The sequence below is a fragment of the Pseudoclavibacter sp. CFCC 14310 genome (assembly GCF_008831165.1).
Lineage (GTDB): Bacteria > Actinomycetota > Actinomycetes > Actinomycetales > Microbacteriaceae > Pseudoclavibacter_A.
Window position 1 is genome coordinate 500,432 of sequence record NZ_WBKC01000002.1, and the last position, 17,784, is coordinate 518,215.

Here is a 17,784-nt window from a genome sequence, read left to right on the forward strand (position 1 = left end):
AATCCGTGTGACAGCCTACTCGGCTGCCCGCTGCTCGCGCTGACGCTGCGCCGTGCGCACCGACTTGCGCAGCTTCTTCTCAGACGTGTTCCGCGCACCGACCGAGCCCGGCGTCCAGACGGCCAGGTCGTCCGGGTCGAAGGCGTCTTTGGCCGGTCGGCGAGAGATCTCAGGGAGGTCGACCCCATCGGCCAGCCTGCGAGCCGACGTGAGAAAGCCGGTGTGACCGATCATCCGGTGCTCGGGGCGCACGGCGAGTCCCTCGACGTGCCACTCGCGTTCCATCGTCTCAGTGGCCTGCGGCACTGTGAAGCAGCCGCGATCGCGAATCGTCTCGGACACGCGCGACAGCTGCGTGACAGTCGCGACGTAGACCACGAGCACACCGCCGGGTCGCAGAGCCGCCGCCGCCGCGTCGATCGTCTCCCACGGCGCGAGCATGTCGAGGATGACTGCATCGGCCGAGCCGTCGGCGACCACCGCAGGCAGCTCCTGCTGCAGATCGCCGACCCTCACCGTCCAGTTCTCGGGGTGACGGCCGAAGTGTCCGCTGACGTTCGCATCCGCGATCTCGGCGAATTCCTCACGTCGCTCGAACGAGAACAGTCTGCCGGAATCGCCCAGGCTGCGCAGCAGCCACATGCTCAGCGCACCTGACCCGACACCCGCCTCGACCACCCGCGCCCCGGGGTGCACGTCGGCCAGCGCCAGAATCTGCACGGCGTCTTTCGGATAGATGATCGCGGCGCCGCGTGGCATCGACAGCACCTCGTCACGCAGCAGCGGGCGCAGCGCCAGGTAGCGCACGCCCTGTGTCGACTCGATCACGCTGCCGTCGGGAGCACCGATGAGGTCGTCATGACGAATCGCGCCCTTGTTGGTGTGAAACTCGGCGCCGCGCTGCAGAATCAGCGTGTGCATCCGGGCCTTTGGGCCGGTCAGCTGCACTTTGTCGCCGACGCGAAGGGCGCCGTGCTGCATCTCGCCTCCTGCGCTCGACGAGTCATGGGCGGTGGCCTCGTGCTGCGGTGCGGCTGGGGTGTGGTCAGTCATCTCGTCTGTCTCGTTCATGCGTTGTGCATCTGCTCTGCGACCGTCTGACGCAGCAGTGCGACGTCGACTCCCTGCAGTGTCTCCCACAGCAGATAGTCGCTCGATTCGGGCAGCGGAAGCACGCAGGGCACCGCGATGGTCAACAGACCTGCGGCGGATGCGCTGCTCACGCCCGTCTGGGAGTCTTCGAAGGCGATCGTCCCGGCGGCACTCGTGCCCAAGTGCTCGAGCGCGGTGAGGTACGGATCGGGGTGAGGCTTGCCGCGTGCGACCTGATCGCCGGTGATCACGTGCTGGAACACGCCTGCGGGGGCCGCCTCGGCAATCGTGGTCGCTGTGTCTGCATGCGACATCGTGACGATCGACTGCGGGACGCCTGCGTCACGCAGCTCCTGCAGCAGGTCGAGCACGCCCGGCCGCCAGGGAATGCCCAGCGAGGCGTAGCGGTCAGCCACGCCAGCGCTCACTGTGCGGATGACCTCTTCGACCGGCAGATCGACCCCCGCAGCGATCACGAGTCGGGCCATGACGTCGAGCGCCGCTCCCACGCTGGCCTTGGCATCCTGCTCGGTCCAGACGCCGCCGTGTTCGCCGACCAGGTCGACCTCAGACTCTATCCAATAACGCTCGGAGTCGATCAGCGTGCCGTCCATATCCCAGCAGACGGCTTCGAGTTCACCGGCACTCATGCGACATCGGCCTTTCTGGTCAGATCGATGCCAAGCAGCGCCTGCGCGGCGTCCGCGATGAGCTCCGGCGCCTCAGGGCTGTCGGCCCAGGCGTCGAGCACGCTGAGTGCGCGCGGCGCGTCGAGGTCGTTGGCCAGGGCCTGGCGAAGATTCGCCAGCACCGGGTTGTCGGCCTCACGACGGTGGTCGCTGCCCTGCATGGCCACCTGATAGGCGCTGCGCCACTCAGCCAGACGCTCCTGTGCCTTGGCCACGTCGGCGTCGTGCCACTCCCAGTCGGAACGGTAGTGATGTGCGAAGACGGCAGCCCGGACGGCATCCGGTTCGATGCCGGCGTCGCGCAGACGGTGTACGAACACGAGATTGCCCAGCGACTTGCTCATCTTGCGGCCTCGGTATGCGACCATGCCCACATGGCTGTAGATGCGGGCCAAGGGCAGCTCGTTGATCGCCGTGGCGTGGCCTGACGACATCTCATGGTGTGGGAAGATCAGGTCTGACCCGCCGCCCTGCACGTCGAAGTTCGGCCCGAGACAGCGTTCGGCGATGACCGAGCACTCGATGTGCCAGCCGGGACGACCGACCGGCAGCCCGATCACCTGCCAGGAGGGCTCGCCCTGTCGTTCGGCTCTCCACAGCAGTGGGTCGAGACGATCACGTTTGCCGGGGCGCTTGGGGTCTCCCCCGCGCTCCGCGAAGAAGCGCACCATCTGTTCGAGCGAGTAGCGCGACTCTTCGCCGAGCGTCCACGCGGCCAGCGCCGCGTCTGCGGCGCGCACGTCGAAGTAGATGTCCTCTTCGGCGTCTGGGCTCTCGACGCGATAGGCGAAGCCGCGTTCGATCAGTTCGAGAACCGCCTGACCGATCTCATCGATGACTTCGGTGACGCCCACGAGATGCGCAGGCGAGAGCGCCGACAGCCAGGCCATGTCGGTGCGGTAGAGCTCGATCTGTTGGGCAGCCAGGGCCTCCCAGTCGGCGCCGGTCTGCTCCGCGCGCTCCAGCAGCGGGTCATCGACGTCGGTGACGTTCTGCGCATACTGCACTGCGACTCCGCTGTCGACCAGGGCCCGGTTCAGCAGATCGTAGGCGAGATAGGTGGTGGCATGGCCGATGTGCGTGGCATCGTACGGGGTGATGCCGCAGACGTACAGACGTGCGGTGCGGCCGTCTTCGGACGCCGGCTGCAGCGCGTCGCTCGCGTGGTCGTAGATGCGCACCGGGCGTGGGGCGGCCGCAGGGGGCAGATGGGGCGGTGCAGGTGTCGACCAACTCTTCACAGTACGAGCCTAACGTTCTCAGGCGGCGATGACGCCGGTGCTCAGCAGAATGATCAGCGTGATGCCGAGCACCACTCGGTAGATCACGAACGGCGCGAACGAACCGCGCTGCAGGTATTTCATCAGACGGTCGATGACGAACCAGCCCACGACGAACGACACGATGGTCGCCACCAGGGTCGGGAGGAACTCAGGAACATCATGGGTCTCTCCGCGAACCGACTCGATCAGCTGGAAGAATCCAGAGATCACCACGGCTGGTACGGCGAGATAGAAGGAGTACTTCGCCGCTGTCGGGCGATCGTAGGAGAGCCCGCGGCCGACGGTGGTCGTACCACCTGACCGAGAGACGCCGGGGATCAGCGCGAGCGCCTGACCCAGCCCCATGAACAGACCGTCTCGCAGGGTCAAGTCGCCGAGGTTCTTACGCTTCGGCGCCCAGCGGTCGACCACACCGAGAACGATGCCGAAGACGATGAGCATGATGGCCACGATCCAGAGACTGCGCAGCGTGGTCTCGATCTGGTCTTTGAAGAGCAGCCCCAAGACTCCGATCGGAATGGTGCCGATGATGATGACCCACCCCATGCGCGCATCAGGATCGTTGCGAGGAATGCGGCCGAACAGCGCTGCAAACCAGGCTCTGACGATTCGGACGAAGTCCTTCCAGAAGTAGACGATCACGGCTGCTTCGGTGCCCAGCTGGATGATGGCTGTGAACGCCGCCCCAGGGTCTTCTGCTCCCGGCAGGAACTCGCCGACGATGCGCAGATGCGCGCTCGATGAGATGGGCAGGAACTCAGTGAGCCCCTGCACCAGTCCGAGGATGAGGGCGTCGAGGATGGACAACAGCACACCTTTCCGGTGATCAGCACTTGGTGATGTCAGGCACGGACGCGAAGAGCGCGCCACGGCAGGCCCGTCGACTTCGCACGGGTGCCGCACACCAGACTAGACCACCGACGGCGGCATCCGCCGAACCGGGCGTCACGGGTTCGGTCAGTACCGTTCGAGCAGATCGCCGAGCACCTGCTCGCCGAACAGCAGCGCCGAGAGCGGAATGCGCTCGTCGACCGCGTGATACGAACCCGGAAAGTCGAAGTCGTCTGGCACTCGGGTCGGCACGAACCCGTATCCGGTGATGCCCAACCGAGTGAGACTCACGTTGTCGGTGCCGGCGTTCAGCAGATATGGAAGCACGACCGCCTCGGGATCGTGCTGGGCGATCGACTGCTGGATCGCCTGAACGAAGTCGCCGTCGAACGGCGATTCGTATCCGATGCCCTGTTCGATGATCTCGATGGCGACGTCGGGGCCGACAGCCTCACGAACCCGCGCGAGCACCGGTTCCTCCTGTCCGGGCAGTGGGCGCACATCCACGAGTGCCTCGGCCGACGCCGGAATGACGTTCTGCATGTACCCGGCGTTGATGACAGTGGGGGTCGTGGTGTTGCGCAGCGTGGCGCTCAAAAACGGCTTCGCGAAGCCTGCGGCGGCGACCATGTCTTCGGGCGGTGTCGAGGCGGGCAGTCCGGCCAGATCGCGGATGCCCTCGACCAGCGCTCGCGTCGTCTCGGTGAGCTCGATCGGCCATTCGATCGCCCCGATCGCAGAGACCGCTCGCGCGATCGCGGTGACCGGATTGTCGTTGTTCACCGCCGAGGCGTGACCCGCCGTGCCGCGTGCTCGCAGCCTCAGCCAGGTATGCCCCTTCTCTCCTGTCTGCAGAAGATACGCCCGTCGGCCACCGACGGTGATCGTATACCCGCCGACCTCGCTCAGAGCCACTCGGGCCTCGGCGAAAAGCTCTGGATGCTGGAGCACCAGCCAGGCGGCACCGGCCGAACCACCGGCTTCCTCGTCGGCGAAGAACGCCAGGATGACGTCGCGTCGCGGTCGTCTGCCCTGCTCGGTGAAGTGCTGCACGTTCGCCAGGATCAGACCGAGCATGTTCTTCATGTCGACGCTGCCCCGCCCCCACAGGCAGCCGTCGCGAATGACTCCGGCGAACGGATCCACGCTCCAGTCGCTCGCGTCGGCCGGCACCACATCGGTGTGTCCGTGCAGCACCAGCGGAGGCAGCGTGCTGTCCTGCCCTGGCCAGCGGGCGACGACGCTGGGACGCGCCGGAGCATCCGGCGTCGCCTCGGGACCGACGATCACGGGTTCGAGCCCCTGCGAGCGAAGGAATTCTGCGATGTAGGCCGCCGCCGGTCCCTCTCCTCTGGCATTGCCGCCGCCGTAGTTCGTCGTGTCGAAGCGCACCAGGTCACGGACGATGCGCACCACATCCGGCAGATCGGCGTGATTGTCGCCATGACGCGCAGCGCCGACGTGTGAATCTGAGGGAACGCCTGCAGCGTCGTCATGAGTGACCATGACGAAATCGTATCCTGTCGCACGCCGGTGACTGCTCCTGGTCGACCACGAGCGTCATCTGACCGGCTTGAGACATGCCCGGGATGCACGGGTCGCGGTCACCTCGGATGCCCGGTCTCAGGCCGATGCGCCGCGACGCACCCCGTCGGTTTTCTCACTTCGGGGCAAACGTGCTACTGTCATCTGGTGCCCTGCGGGGCACAGCACCAGCCCGGGTGGCGGAATAGGTAGACGCGCTAGCTTGAGGTGCTAGTCCACAAATTATCGTGGGTAGGGGTTCAAGTCCCCTCTCGGGCACAGAACGAAGCCCCTCGGAATCATCGGTTCCGAGGGGCTTTTCGCATTCTGCCTGGGGTCTGGGCATTATTTCTTGAGTCTGGGCGTGACTCGCTGGGCCGGCCCGACGGTCTGGGCACGGCGGCCGGCCCGATGTCAGCGACGTGCTGAATCGCCGACGTAGCCGGGTCGAGTGCCGATGACTGCGAACGGCAGTGAGATCGCGACGCAGGCCAGCAGATAGGCCAACGGCAGCGTCCATCCTCCCGAGAGATCATGCAGCAGACCGAACAGGAACGGCCCTGCGGCGGCGATGAGATACCCGACGCCCTGGACGAACGCGGACAGCTGTGAGGCATGCATCTGCGTACGCGCCCGCAGCGGGATCAGCACCAGGATCATGCAGAACGTCAGTGGGCCGAGACCGAGCGCCGCCACCCAGAGCATTGACAAGTGGCCCGGTGACACCATGAGCCCGATCAGACCGACGGCGAAGCAGACCGTCGACACCGCCAGCAACGGGCGAAGCGTCGCCTGGCGGGAGGTCATCGGAGGTATGACCACCCCGAGCAGAATGCCGAGAGCGGTGAACAGCGACAGTCCGAATGCTGCCGAGGCCGCGTCGACGCCGGCGTCGCGCAGCAGCGCAGGCAGCCACGCGAACATGGCATAGACGACCGTCGACTGGGCTGCCATCATGACCGCGATGCCCCAGCCCTGCCAGGTTCGCCACACCGCCAGACTCTCATCAGGCGCGTCTGCGGCGCTGACCGTGCTGCGGTTGTCGACGTTCGTGCCGCCGGCGGCGGTCTCTCGCATCGCAGCGGGGGCGGGAGCCTCGCCTGGCTCGGACGCGCGCCGGCTGCGACGGCTGGTCAGGATCACGACGCCCCACAGCAGAGCGGCGAGGAAGGCGGGCACGGCCCATGAGGCGAGTCCGATCCGCCAGCCGACCGCATGGGACAGTACGACGATGTAGATGGGCGGCACAGCGGTGCTGAGCCCGAGCGTGATGCTGTAGGCCGAAGTCATCGTGCCCACATGACGTGGAAAGAACAGTTTGATGGTCGGCGGTGCCACGATGTTGCCGACCCCGATCGCCAAGAAGATGAGTCCGGTGCTCAGGCAGAAGGCGAGGTCGCTGTTCGTCGACGCGCGCAGCACCTGGCCCCCGGCCGTCACGACCATGGCGGCGCCGGCGAGCGCCGGAAGCGACATACGTCGGACGAGCAGCGGAGTGATCAGACCGGCGCCGGCGAAGAGCAGCTGCGGGAGTGCACCGATCACTCCCTGCATGACCGTGTCGAGTTCGACGTCTTGGTTCACCAAGTCGACGATCGGCGACAGAATCGTCGCCGCGCCCCGCAGATTGAGCGCAGTGAGCACGATCGCGCAGGCTGCAAGCAGGCGTCGCTGCTGCTGCGCAGGTGGAGCGTCAACCACGCTTCAGGGCCTTTCTCACCATCTGCAGAGCGCTCAGCACCAGCAACACGGCGAAGAGCGCCATAGCCAGGCGCGTGTCGATCACGTGTACGAGCCATCCGCCGAAGATGGTGGTCAGTGACCCTGGAAGTCCGACAGCGGCGGCCAGTCGCAGACTGACGTTGTGGTTGCGCAGGTTGCCGTACGTGCCGCTCACCCCGCTGGGGAGCATCGCGATGAGTGAGGAGCTCTTCGCCAGATTCGGGTCGAGGCCGAGCGTCAGCACGAGAACGGGAACGATGATCAGGCCGCCCCCGATTCCGAGCAGCCCCGCCAACGCACCCACGAGCAGGCCGAAGCAGACCAGCAGAGCCACCGTCAGCGGCTGCGGCGCGAACCCGGTGCCCTCGACCGGCAGATCGACGAAGAGCCGAACCGCCGTCGCGATCATCGCCAACGCGAAGAAGAGCTGCAGCACCTTCGGTTTGACGAGCTGCAGCAGCCAGGTGCCGAGAAACGCCCCGAAGAACGACCCGAAGCCGATGGCGAGACCGGGAACGAGATCGATCGTGCCATGCGACGCATAGGTGATCACCCCGACGATGGCGATGGGAACGGTCGCAGCCAGCGATGTGCCACTGGCCAGACGTTGGCTCAGCCCGAGCATGACCAGCACCGGCACCATGATGATGCCGCCGCCGACGCCGAAGAGCCCGGAGAGCACCCCGGCGAACGCTCCGAGCACAGCGCCCTTGACCATCAGTGATCGCGTAATCTTCACCGAACCAGCCTAGACCAGCCGGAGGCATCTCGGATCACGACGCATGGGTCGCGCTCAGTCGAGCACTGTCTCGCCGACGTAGCCGCCCACGTCGCAGCCCGGAGGAATCGCGAACGTGGCGGAGCCGATCGGCACGGTCCACTGGTTGAGCAGATCCATGTCGGCGAGCGACTGCTGCACCGGAACGAACTGCTGCATGATGTCGGCCTGCCAGGCACCGAACAGCAGCCCGACGTCGGCGACGCCCTCGGCATCCACACCGTCGTCGTAGCTGTAGCCGCGACGCAGGATGCGCACCCGGCCGTCGGCCTGACGGGCGCGACGCATGTGTGCGGCAAGGTCGATGACCGGAAAGCCGACGGAGTTCTTGGCGTCGAAGTCCGGCTCGTCGAACTCATCGGTGCCGGTCAGCGGGGCGCCCGAGCCGAGACGGCGTCCGACGCTGTTCTCTCGGCCGACGGGGTCGACCTCGTCCCAAGTCTCCAGATTCATCCGAATCCGACGAAGAACGAGCGTGGTGCCGTTCTCTGTCCACGGGGCGAATCCTCCCGATGCGCCCCACACCTGCTGCTCGAACGCGTCGGTGTCGGGACGGGGGTTCACCGTGCCGTCTTTCTGCCCGAAGAGGTTGCGCGGCGTGGCCGTCTGCGGCTCGCTGTGCCGGGCTCGTTGAAAGCCCTGCTGGCGCCAGGCCACCGTGGCGAAGAAGCGCATGTTCTTGATCATGACCCGTTCGGTGTGCGAGAGGGTGATCGGATCGTCGCTGCCGATCATCAGCAGAAGGTCTCCGCCGCTGAACTCCGGCCGCAGACGGTCGATCGAGAAGGCGGGCAGGCCGCCCACCCCGGGTGGCGGGGTACGGCCTGCCAGTTCGAACACGCGCGCTCCGAAACCGATCGTCACTGTGAGCCGCGCGGCAGGCGTCGCCAGATCGGGGTCGCTCATCGCCAGCGACGGCACTCCCCGAGTCAGACGAGAGGCGTCGTCGCTGATGATGCGCAGTGCACGCCGCAGCTGCTCGACGCCGGTCTCCGGGCGCAGTGTGAAACCGAGGTAGCCGATGTGCGCCGGGGCCGGGGCCTCTACGGCCGCCTGTCGGCGACCGTAGAAGGCCACCGTCTCGTCCCCGGTGACCACGGCATCCGCCGAGGGCGGCCCGGCCGGCGCGATACGCTCGCGAACCGCCCAGCCGCCCCCGGCGCCCACGACCAGGCCTGCCGCAGTCGCTCCGGCGCCGGTCAGCAGACCGCGCCGGGTGAATCGACCGGCGCCGCCGGAGGAGTGAGTCGCCGAAGCCGACGAGCCGTCAGACCTCGACGGCTCGCTCTCCACGGGGTCGTGGTCAGCCATGGTGGTGCTCCGACATGCCGTCGCCGTTCGTGGCAGTCGGCCCGTCGTCGTCCATCTTCATGTTCGGGTCATCGGTGTAGCTCTCCTTGGCGCCGGTGTACTGACGCACCGGTGCCGCGAACTGTGCTGAAGTCCCGTCTTCGAAGTGCAGAGTGATCGAGACGCTGTCACCAGGCTGCAGAGACTTCTGCAGCGACATGAGCATGATGTGGTTGCCGCCGGGCTGCAGATCGAGCGCACCGTCGGTCGGAATCATGAAGCCGCCCTGTTTCTCGCGCATCGTGGTCGAGCCTCCGTCAGCGACGGTCTCGTGCAGCTGGGTCATGCCAGAGGCATCTGACTCGGCAGAGACCAGATGCAGGCTCTGCCCCGTCGTCGAGTGCAGAGAGGCGAATGCGGCCGTCATCGGATGCGCGTCGCCGTCAGCGTCGACCGCTTTCACCCAGGGATCGCAGATCTGCACCTCGCCCGCGGTCTCGCACTGCTGTGCGGCCGCCGAGTTCGAGGCGCTGTCGGAGGCGCTGTCGGAGGCGTTCGAGCTGTCCGAGCTCGACGAGGCCGCGCAGCCGGAGAGCATGCCGACGGCCAGCGCGAGGCCGCTCGCGGCCACGCCCCACCGCCTGGCGGGGCCGCCGCGATGCAGGGTCTCGGCCGTCTCGATCGCACGCTGATCTGCTGTGATGCGTCGGGTCTGTGCCGACGACTGTAGGTTGTCGTTGTTGTTCATGATGAGTTCTTTCGGGTTCGCGGAATGCGCGAACCGCAGTTCGCCCGTTCCGCTGTGTCTGTTTCTGAGGGAGGTGGAGTCGAGAGTCGCTCGACCCCACACCGTCACTTCTTGGTGCGGCGGCTGCGCCGAACGCCCAGCACGATCGCTGCCACGCCGATCACGACGACGACGCCGGTGATCACCCAGGCGACGATCGCGCCGCTGTGATCGACGTTGTCGCTCTGGTCGTCGGTCTGCGCGTCGGCTGATGCGCTCGGTGCGGCGGATGTGCTGCTCGCGCTCGCGTCGGGTGTCTCGTCGGCCGCTGGGGCGTCTGGCGACGCGAGGTCGAATGTGAACGTTCCTTCGACGGGATGCCCGTCACTCGAGACCACATGCCAGGCCACGGAGTAGGTGCCGTTGGCCGTGATCGTCACCGGCACGGTCACGACCCTTCCCTCGACTGCCGCCAAGCCGTCGCCGGCAACCGAGGCGCCGTCCGGTCCGTGCACCTGAATCTGGTTCGCGACGCCGGTGAGCACATCGTTGTTGAAAGTCAGTGCGACCTGAGTCGGTGCGGTCGTCAGCGCCGCTCCGGCTGCCGGGTCAGACGACACGAGAACGTCATGGGCGTGTGCGCGGCCTGTCGCCCACGGCTGCAGTGTGAGCAGCAGACCGACGAGCAGCGCGATCGCCGCGGTGAGCGTGGTTCGCGTGCGCGCAGGCGCGATGGATTGATTGTGCATTGAGTGGGTCTTTCGTCTGAGTTCTGAGAACCGATGCCGCATCTCACCAGGAAGGAGCGGGCTGACGCGCGAGACGGCGTCAGCGTGCGGCACGATGATGTGCTGGATTCAGAGAAAGACGGGTGGTCCGCGCAGCGTGCGGACACTGCCGAAGCAGCGACGGCGCAGGGTGTGCGCAGCGTCGGCGAACGACGCCTGCAGCAGGCGCGCTGTCGCACCCGCAGGCTGCAGGGCGAGCGTCAGCCAGGCGACGACGCCGCTGAGCAGTCGAGTCACGAGGCGTTCCGTGCTGGGCAGCATGCCGAGCCAGAGCAGACAGAGAACAATGGCAAGACCGTGGGCGACCAGCATGGTGGGACTCATCGCATGAGCTGGCAAGGATGCGATCGAATGCGAGAGTGGCGTGTCCGACATTGACGTCATCACCGCCGAACCGGCACCGTGATGGTGGGCGCCAGCCACGGCGACAGCCGGCGGCAGCCCTCCCCCTGAGAGACTCGAGGCGCTCTGATCGAGGCTGAGCAACACGTGAAGGATGCCCTGTCCGAGAGCGACTGCCAGCACTGCGGAACCCCATTGGCCCACGCACCGCAGAGCGAGCATCAGCACGGGCGCAGTGAGCACGACGGCAATGACCAGGGCGAACGCAGACGGGGCATGATGTTCGACCGCTGTGTGGGCAAGCCACCCCACAGAGACCGAGAACACGGCACTGAGGTAGGCGCGCAGCACTCTGTGCGCGCTCGACTGCCTCTGCCTGTGCATGATGGGCTCAGTCTATCGGTTCTCACGGATGATGTGAGCGGCGCAGACGGAGACAGGGGCGTGAGCCGTACCCGGCGCACGCCCCTGTCGTCCAAGGTGCTGCTGTGCGGATCAGTCCTGCTTCATCGATCCGGTGTCGAGGAAGCGCTGGTGCCAGCTGAGCGCCTCGGGCAGGATGTGCGGCGTCTGGCCCGCGTTCGGCTGTGCGTTGGCACGGTCGAAGTAGTCGCGCAGCTGGTCGCGGTAGTCGGGGTGCGCGATCGCGATCATGGCCTCCGCGCGCTGACGAGGCGTCTTGCCGCGCAGATCGGCGAAGCCGAACTCCGTGACGACCACCATGGTGTCGTGCTCGGTGTGGTCGATGTGCGACGCGAACGGAACGATCGCCGAGATATTGCCGTTCTTCGCCGTCGAGGGGCTCAGGAAGATCGAGATGTAGCCGTTGCGAGCGAAGTCTCCCGAGCCGCCGATGCCGTTCATCATCTTGGTGCCCATGATGTGAGTCGAATTGACGTTGCCGTAGATGTCGGCTTCGAGCATGCCGTTCATCGCGACGACGCCGATGCGACGAATGAGCTCGGGGTTGTTCGAGATCTCTTGAGGCCGCAGCAGAATGTGCTTGTTGTAGAAGTCGATGTTGTCACGGAACTCCTCCACCGCATCGGGGCTCAGTGAGAGCGCCGTCGCAGAGGCGAGCTCGACGGTGCCTGACTTGATGAGGTCGAGCATGCCGTCCTGGATCACCTCGGAGTAGCACTCCAGCCCCTGGTACCCGGCACGCTCCAGCCCCGCGAGCACGGCGTTGGCGACGTTGCCGATGCCCGACTGCAGCGGCAGCAGCCGCCCCTCGGGCAGACGTCCGGCGGCCTCCTCCTGTTTGAAGAACTCGACCACGTTGTCGCCGATGGCCTTCGAGCATTCGTCCAGCGGAGTGAACTTGGTGTTGCGGTCGCCGCCCTCGGTCTCGATGACCGCGACGACTTTGTCAGGGTCGACCCGAAGACGACCGATGCCGATGCGGTCGTGCGCCGTGTTGAGCGGAATCGGCTGACGATTCGGCGGGGTGCCGATCGAGTAGTAGACGTCGTGCACGCCGTCGAGCTGCTCAGGCTGCCACTCGTTGACCTCGAGGATCACCTTGTCGGCCTGCTCGATGTAGGTCTTGTTGTTGCCGAGCGAAGTCGAGGGAATCAGGTCGCCGTTCTCGTCGATGCCCGAGATCTCGATGACCGCGAAGTCCAAGTGGTCGAAGAACCCCTCTTCGACCTGCTGTGCCAGATGTGAGAGATGCGTGTCGATGTAGCCGACCTCGCCCGAGTTGATCTGCTTACGCAGAGCGCCGTCGGTCGAGAAGGGAGTGCGAAACGAGATGGCCTCCTCTTCGGCGAGGATGCCGTCGAGCGCATGGTCGGTCGATGCCCCCGTGTACACCTTGATGCTGAAATCCTGCTCGTTCGCATGCAGTGCATGCGCCCGCTTTGCGAGAGCCTCGGGAACCGCCTTCGGATACCCGGCACCCACGAAGCCGCTGAATCCGACGGCAGCGCCGTCGTGAATCAGGGCCGCAGCGTCGTCGGCCGTAACGATCTTGCTGCGGAAGATCTCGCTACGGATACGGTCTGTGTTCTTAACGTCATTGGTAGCCACGCTTCTCATGCTAGCCCACTGGCATGAGGGTCCCCGACCGCCGCCGATGAATCGTATACAGAGTCTGCGGATACACTGATTTCGGCTCATTCAGGATCGTTCGTCCAGAGTCGAGCGACGAACGCGTGTGCGGCGGGAGGCGAGGAAGGTGCTCATGGATACGACCCTGTGTCTGGTCAGGCACGGAGAGACCGACTGGAACGCGGAGCACCGCATCCAGGGAGGCACCGACATTCCGCTCAACGACACCGGCCGTGCTCAGGCGCTCGCCGCGGCACAGGAGCTCCGGCGCCATTCTTGGGCCGGGGTCTACTCCAGTCCGCTGTGCCGAGCCTTCGAGACCGCCGAGATCATCGCGGCCGAGCTTCGTCTGCCCGCACCGCTGCGCATCCCAGCGGTGCATGAGCGCAGGTTCGGCGAGATCGAGGGGCTCACCCTTGAGGAGCGCATCGCCCGATTCGGCGACGAGAGCGAGGTGCCCGGGCTCGAGAGCCGTGCGGACGTCGTCGCTCGCGCACAGCCAGCGCTCACGACGCTCGCTCACCAGCACCCCGGCGAGCAGCTGCTGATCGTCTCGCATGGCGGTGTGATCGGGTCGCTGATGCGCTTCGTGACGGATTCTCGGCGCCCCCGCCCACAGGAGTACATCCACAACGGAAGTGCGAACGAGTTCAGCGTCTCACCGACCGGTCACTGGTCGCTGAGCCGCTATGACGCCCGCCCTGGACGCACGGAGTACCGACCGGTTCCCTGAACCTCCACACCCGAGAAAAGGCGAACGGCCCCTGCAGATCGTATGAATCCGCAGAGGCCGTTCTCATCACGACTGCTCAGCCCCTCATGCAGCAGCAGCCTCGCCCGCACCGTCGAAGAGGATGACTTGACGTACGGCGCGGCCGTCGGCGAGTTCGTCCATCGCTTCGTTGATCTGGTCGAGCGTGATGATTCGAGAGATCAGCTTCTCGACGGGCAGCTTGCCGCTGCGCCACCAGTCCGCGAACTTCGGGATGTCGCGTGAGGGCACTGCGGAGCCCAAGTAGCTGCCGATGATCGTACGGGCCTGACCGGTGATCACCGTCGGCGAGACCTCTGAGCGCGCGTCAGGATGCGGCAGGCCGACCGTCACGGTGCGTCCGCCCGGCTTGGTCGCCCAGAACGCCGTCTCGAATGCCTTGGGGTGTCCGGCGCACTCGATGACGTGGTCGGCCTTGATCCCCTGCTCGGCGACCTCGGCCGGCGTGTAGACCGCCGTCGCGCCGAGCTCCAGAGCGCGCTCGAGCTTGTCGGGCAGTGCGTCGACGGCGAGCACGTCGCCCTTGCCTACCGCGAGCGCCGAGATGAGCGCCGACATGCCGACGCCGCCGAGTCCGACGACCATGACGCTGTCACCGTCATCAGGCTGCACGGCGTTGAGCATGGCTCCTCCGCCGGTCAGCACGGCGCAGCCCAGCACTGCGGCGATCTCGGGAGGCACGTCGTTGCCGACCGGCACGACCGAAGCGCGGTCGACGACGGCTCGCGTGGCAAACCCGGAGACTCCGAGGTGGTGCTTGACCTCTTCGCCGTCTCGGGTCAGATGATGTGTGCCGTGCAGCAGCACGCCGGCTTCGTTCGCCGCAGTGCCAGGCACGCAGGGCAGACGCCCGTCCGTGGCGCATCCCTCGCACTCGCCGCAACGAGGCAGAAAGGTGAGCGTCACTCGGTCGCCGACGCGCAGGTCGGTCACCTCGTTGCCGAAGGCCTCGACGATTCCGGCCGCCTCGTGTCCGAGCAGCATCGGCACCGGGCGGGGGCGATTGCCGTCGACGACGGAAAGGTCTGAGTGGCAGATGCCTGCGGCCTCGATGCGCACGAGCACCTCGGTGGGCCCCGGGTCGGTGAGTTCGAGTGTGCTGACCGTGATGGGCTTCGATTCGGCGTACGGACGGCTGCGTCCGATCTCTTCCAGCACGGCTCCGGTGATCTGCATGATGGTGCTCCTCTGCTCGCCGTGACACTGCGCGCTGGCAGTTCACGGGACTCCGTTGTCTTGGCGTCGGTCTGCCCCGCTGTGGAAGCAGATCACTACTGACAATACGAAGATCGCAGAACTGCAGCGATGGCAGGCAGACCATATTTGAGGCACAATCATATGCGTGACGCACAACCTCGCGCAGGGCAGAGAACAGTTGCAGCAGGTGCTGCTCGACACCGCGGCAGATCTCACCGAGCTGCGCGATCTGGAGGCGGTCCTGCAGGCGATCGTGCATCGCACACGGGTGCTTCTCTCGACCGATATGGCCTATATCAGTCTCACCGATTTCGAACACGGTGAGACGTACATCCGTCATGCCGAGGGGGTGATCACGCAGGCCTATCGAACGATCCGACAGCCGTTGGGCACCGGCGTGCTCGGGCAGGTCGCCACGGGTCTCGCACCGGTCCAGTCCTCGAACTACGCCGAAGACCCAGACATCGAGCATCTCGCCGAGATTGACGAGATCGTGCACGGCGAGGGCGTCCAGGCCGTCATGGGCGTACCCCTCACCGTCACCGGACGCGTCATCGGCGCTCTGCTCGTGGCCGAACGGCACAGTCGTCTCTTCTCAGCCGCTGAGATCGCGGCGGTGGACTCACTCGGACGCTACGCCGCGATCGCGATCGACAACTCCATGCGTTTCGAATCGCTGACCAGGCTGGTCGAGCATCTCTCCAGCCGACAGCGCCGCGACGCCGACGAGCTCGCCCTGACCACTCACGTGCTCGATCTGGATCGGCGGCTCATGGAAACAGTCATGGGCACGCCGGACGCCGAGCACCTGCTCATGATCGGTCGGTCGGCTCTGGCCGTCGATCTCGCCTTCTACGACGCTGACGGCTCGATGGTCGCCGCCACCTCTGACCGTGCGCCCGAGGCTGACGCGCAGTCGTACGTCTCTGTCGTCGCCGCAGGTGAGACGCTGGGACGAGTCGTCGCAGATCGACTGCTCAGTGAGACAGAACGCACTCTGCTCGAACGGGTCGCCGTGCACCTGGCCCTCGCGGTGCTCTTTGAACGGGCCGAAGAGGATGCCGACCTCCGTCGTCAGTCCGAGGTCGTCGAAGACATCATCGACGGTCGCGAGCACTCCCGTGAGCGCATCGAACGCCGTCTGAAACACTGGGGCATCCGTTCCGGGGAACCCCTGCTGTGCGTCGCGATCGAAGTGCCCGACCGAGACCGTCGCCGTCTGCTGCAGCTGCTGAGCGGCCTGCGAATGCGATGCGTGCTGATGTCGTCGCACTCGGGCCATGTCTGCATGGTGACGGTCGACACGCAGTGGGAGCAGCGCATCCGCGCCCTCTTCGCAGCACGCGGGTGGACGCTGAGAGCCGGCGTGGAGGGCCCCTTCGACGACCCGCGGCTCATCGGCAGCGGGCACGAACGAGCCGAGCTGGCGCTGCATTCACTGGACACCCTGCAGCGCGACGGCGTCGTGCACGGCGAGCAGCTGGGGCTGCTGGGCGTCGTTCTCGGTCTGGCTCGACGCGGGCAGACGCCGCAGTCGCTGACGGCGCCGATCGACGGCTTGATCGCCTACGACCACGCTCACCACACCGATCTCACGAACACCGCGTACGTCTATCTGGAGTCCGAGGGCAACACGGCGCTCACCGGTGAACTTCTCACCGTGCACCGCAACACCGTCCGCCAGCGGCTCGAGCGCATCGGCACGATCCTCGGTGCAGGCTGGGACGCCTCGCCTCGCAGGCTCGGCGTGCATCTGGCCCTGCGCATCCGCGATGCCCAGGTGACGCTCGATCACTGACCGATCAGACTCACGCCGGTGCGCACACGAACGGTCGCACCCAGCTGTCAGCCTGGCGCCAAGCCTCATAGTGCACAAGATGACCGACTCCCTCGACGACCTCAAGACGAGCGTTCGGGAGAGCTTCGACGAACGCGCGCTGCGACGTGAGCGGCACGATGTCGTCGCGGTCACCGGCGATGACGAGCACGGGCATGGTGAGCGTGTCGGCATACTCCCCCGTGTCATGCGTGATCGAGGTGTGGAAGGCCTCGAGCAGACCCGACGGAGAGTCGAACACCGAGAAGTAGGCCTGGTGCTGAGCATGGATCCATGCTCGAAGCCGAGGGTCATGCGTCTTCGCCATGATCTCGCTCATGACCCGCACGACGAGTCGCATCGAGAGCACCCGACGCGCGGCGCCCTCAGGAAGCAGCGCGGTGAGTCGGTAGTAGCCGAGCGCGGCGAGGCTGCCGAGACGCTGCGGCCCCTGCAGGGCCGGCTGGCTGATGGGGTTGATCAGCACGACTCGGCTCGGCCGCAGACCGGCGGCGACGGCCGCGCACACCACGATCGACCCGAACGAGTGACCCAGCACCGGCGCTTCGGGCAGCCCGATCGCGGCGGTGAAACGTCTCAGCCAGGTCGCATACGCATCGATGGTGTTGCCTGCGGCGAGGCTCTCTGACTGCCCGAAGCCGGGCAGATCCGGCGAGATGACCCGCAGATCGGGCGCAAGGCCCTTGGCGATCAGATCGAGGCCCTCATGGGTGCCGCGGAATCCGTGCACAAGCACGATTGTGGGCGTGCCCGCGCTGTTCGCGCACGATTCGTCACCCGACTGGTCGGATGGCGTCTCGCCGTAGACCCAGTATGTCGTGGTCGTGCCGTCGATCACCGTCTGCTTGCGCTCAGCCATC

Annotated in this window: 16 protein-coding genes and 1 tRNA gene; 3 read left to right on the plus strand and 14 right to left on the minus strand. The window is 66.2% G+C overall.

What is annotated here, in order from left to right; genetic code table 11:
• Nucleotides 1-15 precede the first annotated feature (15 nt).
• The 5 genes from F8O06_RS06130 to F8O06_RS06150 form a co-directional block, all read right to left on the minus strand.
• Nucleotides 16-981: a tRNA (adenine-N1)-methyltransferase gene (locus tag F8O06_RS06130; RefSeq protein ID WP_225733442.1), complete on the minus strand. Its 966-nt coding sequence runs from the start codon at nucleotides 979-981 to the stop codon at nucleotides 16-18.
• 86 nt (nucleotides 982-1,067) lie between these two features.
• Nucleotides 1,068-1,742, minus strand: a complete 675-nt coding sequence (locus F8O06_RS06135; protein WP_158038006.1) for an HAD family hydrolase — start codon at nucleotides 1,740-1,742, stop codon at nucleotides 1,068-1,070.
• Nucleotides 1,739-3,022 carry a cysteine--1-D-myo-inosityl 2-amino-2-deoxy-alpha-D-glucopyranoside ligase gene (mshC, locus tag F8O06_RS06140; RefSeq protein ID WP_158038007.1) on the minus strand — a complete coding sequence of 428 codons (1,284 nt, stop codon included), beginning with the start codon at nucleotides 3,020-3,022 and terminating at the stop codon, nucleotides 1,739-1,741. The genes F8O06_RS06135 and mshC overlap by 4 nt, the downstream gene beginning before the upstream one ends.
• Nucleotides 3,023-3,040: 18 nt before the next feature.
• Nucleotides 3,041-3,871 (minus strand): undecaprenyl-diphosphate phosphatase, encoded by an 831-nt coding sequence (locus tag F8O06_RS06145; RefSeq protein WP_158038008.1) that lies wholly within the window; start codon nucleotides 3,869-3,871, stop codon nucleotides 3,041-3,043.
• A gap of 150 nt (nucleotides 3,872-4,021) precedes the next feature.
• Entirely contained in the window at nucleotides 4,022-5,401 is a 1,380-nt protein-coding gene (locus F8O06_RS06150) for a M20/M25/M40 family metallo-hydrolase (RefSeq protein WP_158038009.1), read from the minus strand.
• A gap of 209 nt (nucleotides 5,402-5,610) precedes the next feature.
• Here F8O06_RS06150 and F8O06_RS06155 point away from each other — a divergent pair.
• Nucleotides 5,611-5,698 (plus strand) — tRNA-Leu (locus F8O06_RS06155).
• 135 nt (nucleotides 5,699-5,833) lie between these two features.
• On the opposite strand, the gene F8O06_RS06160 is transcribed toward F8O06_RS06155, so the two are convergent.
• The 7 genes from F8O06_RS06160 to F8O06_RS06190 form a co-directional block, all read right to left on the minus strand.
• Nucleotides 5,834-7,120: a CynX/NimT family MFS transporter gene (locus F8O06_RS06160; protein WP_158038010.1), complete on the minus strand. Its 1,287-nt coding sequence runs from the start codon at nucleotides 7,118-7,120 to the stop codon at nucleotides 5,834-5,836.
• Complete coding sequence (locus F8O06_RS06165; protein WP_158038011.1) at nucleotides 7,113-7,880, minus strand: sulfite exporter TauE/SafE family protein; 768 nt, start codon at nucleotides 7,878-7,880, stop codon at nucleotides 7,113-7,115. Before F8O06_RS06165 ends, F8O06_RS06160 begins: the two co-directional genes overlap by 8 nt.
• 54 nt (nucleotides 7,881-7,934) lie before the next feature.
• Complete coding sequence (locus F8O06_RS06170; protein ID WP_158038012.1) at nucleotides 7,935-9,230, minus strand: Dyp-type peroxidase; 1,296 nt, start codon at nucleotides 9,228-9,230, stop codon at nucleotides 7,935-7,937.
• Nucleotides 9,223-9,957, minus strand: a complete 735-nt coding sequence (locus tag F8O06_RS06175) for a copper chaperone PCu(A)C (protein ID WP_158038013.1) — start codon at nucleotides 9,955-9,957, stop codon at nucleotides 9,223-9,225. Before F8O06_RS06175 ends, F8O06_RS06170 begins: the two co-directional genes overlap by 8 nt.
• A 104-nt stretch (nucleotides 9,958-10,061) precedes the next feature.
• Nucleotides 10,062-10,685 (minus strand): copper resistance CopC family protein, encoded by a 624-nt coding sequence (locus tag F8O06_RS06180; protein ID WP_192496873.1) that lies wholly within the window; start codon nucleotides 10,683-10,685, stop codon nucleotides 10,062-10,064.
• A gap of 108 nt (nucleotides 10,686-10,793) precedes the next feature.
• Entirely contained in the window at nucleotides 10,794-11,450 is a 657-nt protein-coding gene (locus F8O06_RS06185) for a hypothetical protein (protein ID WP_158038015.1), read from the minus strand.
• 111 nt (nucleotides 11,451-11,561) lie between these two features.
• Nucleotides 11,562-13,097, minus strand: coding sequence for an acetyl-CoA hydrolase/transferase family protein (locus F8O06_RS06190; protein WP_225733421.1), 1,536 nt, complete (start codon nucleotides 13,095-13,097; stop codon nucleotides 11,562-11,564).
• Nucleotides 13,098-13,251: 154 nt separating this feature from the next.
• On the opposite strand from F8O06_RS06190, the gene F8O06_RS06195 reads away from it, so the two are divergent.
• Complete coding sequence (locus tag F8O06_RS06195; protein WP_158038017.1) at nucleotides 13,252-13,851, plus strand: histidine phosphatase family protein; 600 nt, start codon at nucleotides 13,252-13,254, stop codon at nucleotides 13,849-13,851.
• Between the two features lie 84 nt (nucleotides 13,852-13,935).
• Here F8O06_RS06195 and F8O06_RS06200 read toward each other — a convergent pair whose 3' ends face one another.
• Nucleotides 13,936-15,066: an alcohol dehydrogenase catalytic domain-containing protein gene (locus tag F8O06_RS06200; RefSeq protein ID WP_158038018.1), complete on the minus strand. Its 1,131-nt coding sequence runs from the start codon at nucleotides 15,064-15,066 to the stop codon at nucleotides 13,936-13,938.
• A gap of 166 nt (nucleotides 15,067-15,232) precedes the next feature.
• Here F8O06_RS06200 and F8O06_RS06205 point away from each other — a divergent pair, with 166 nt between their 5' ends.
• Nucleotides 15,233-16,885: a helix-turn-helix domain-containing protein gene (locus F8O06_RS06205; protein WP_158038019.1), complete on the plus strand. Its 1,653-nt coding sequence runs from the start codon at nucleotides 15,233-15,235 to the stop codon at nucleotides 16,883-16,885.
• Between the two features lie 10 nt (nucleotides 16,886-16,895).
• Here the strand turns inward: F8O06_RS06205 and F8O06_RS06210 are convergent, their stop codons facing one another.
• A complete protein-coding gene (locus tag F8O06_RS06210) occupies nucleotides 16,896-17,783 on the minus strand; it encodes an alpha/beta fold hydrolase (protein ID WP_158038020.1) in 888 nt (295 codons plus the stop codon).
• Nucleotide 17,784 lies beyond the last annotated feature (1 nt).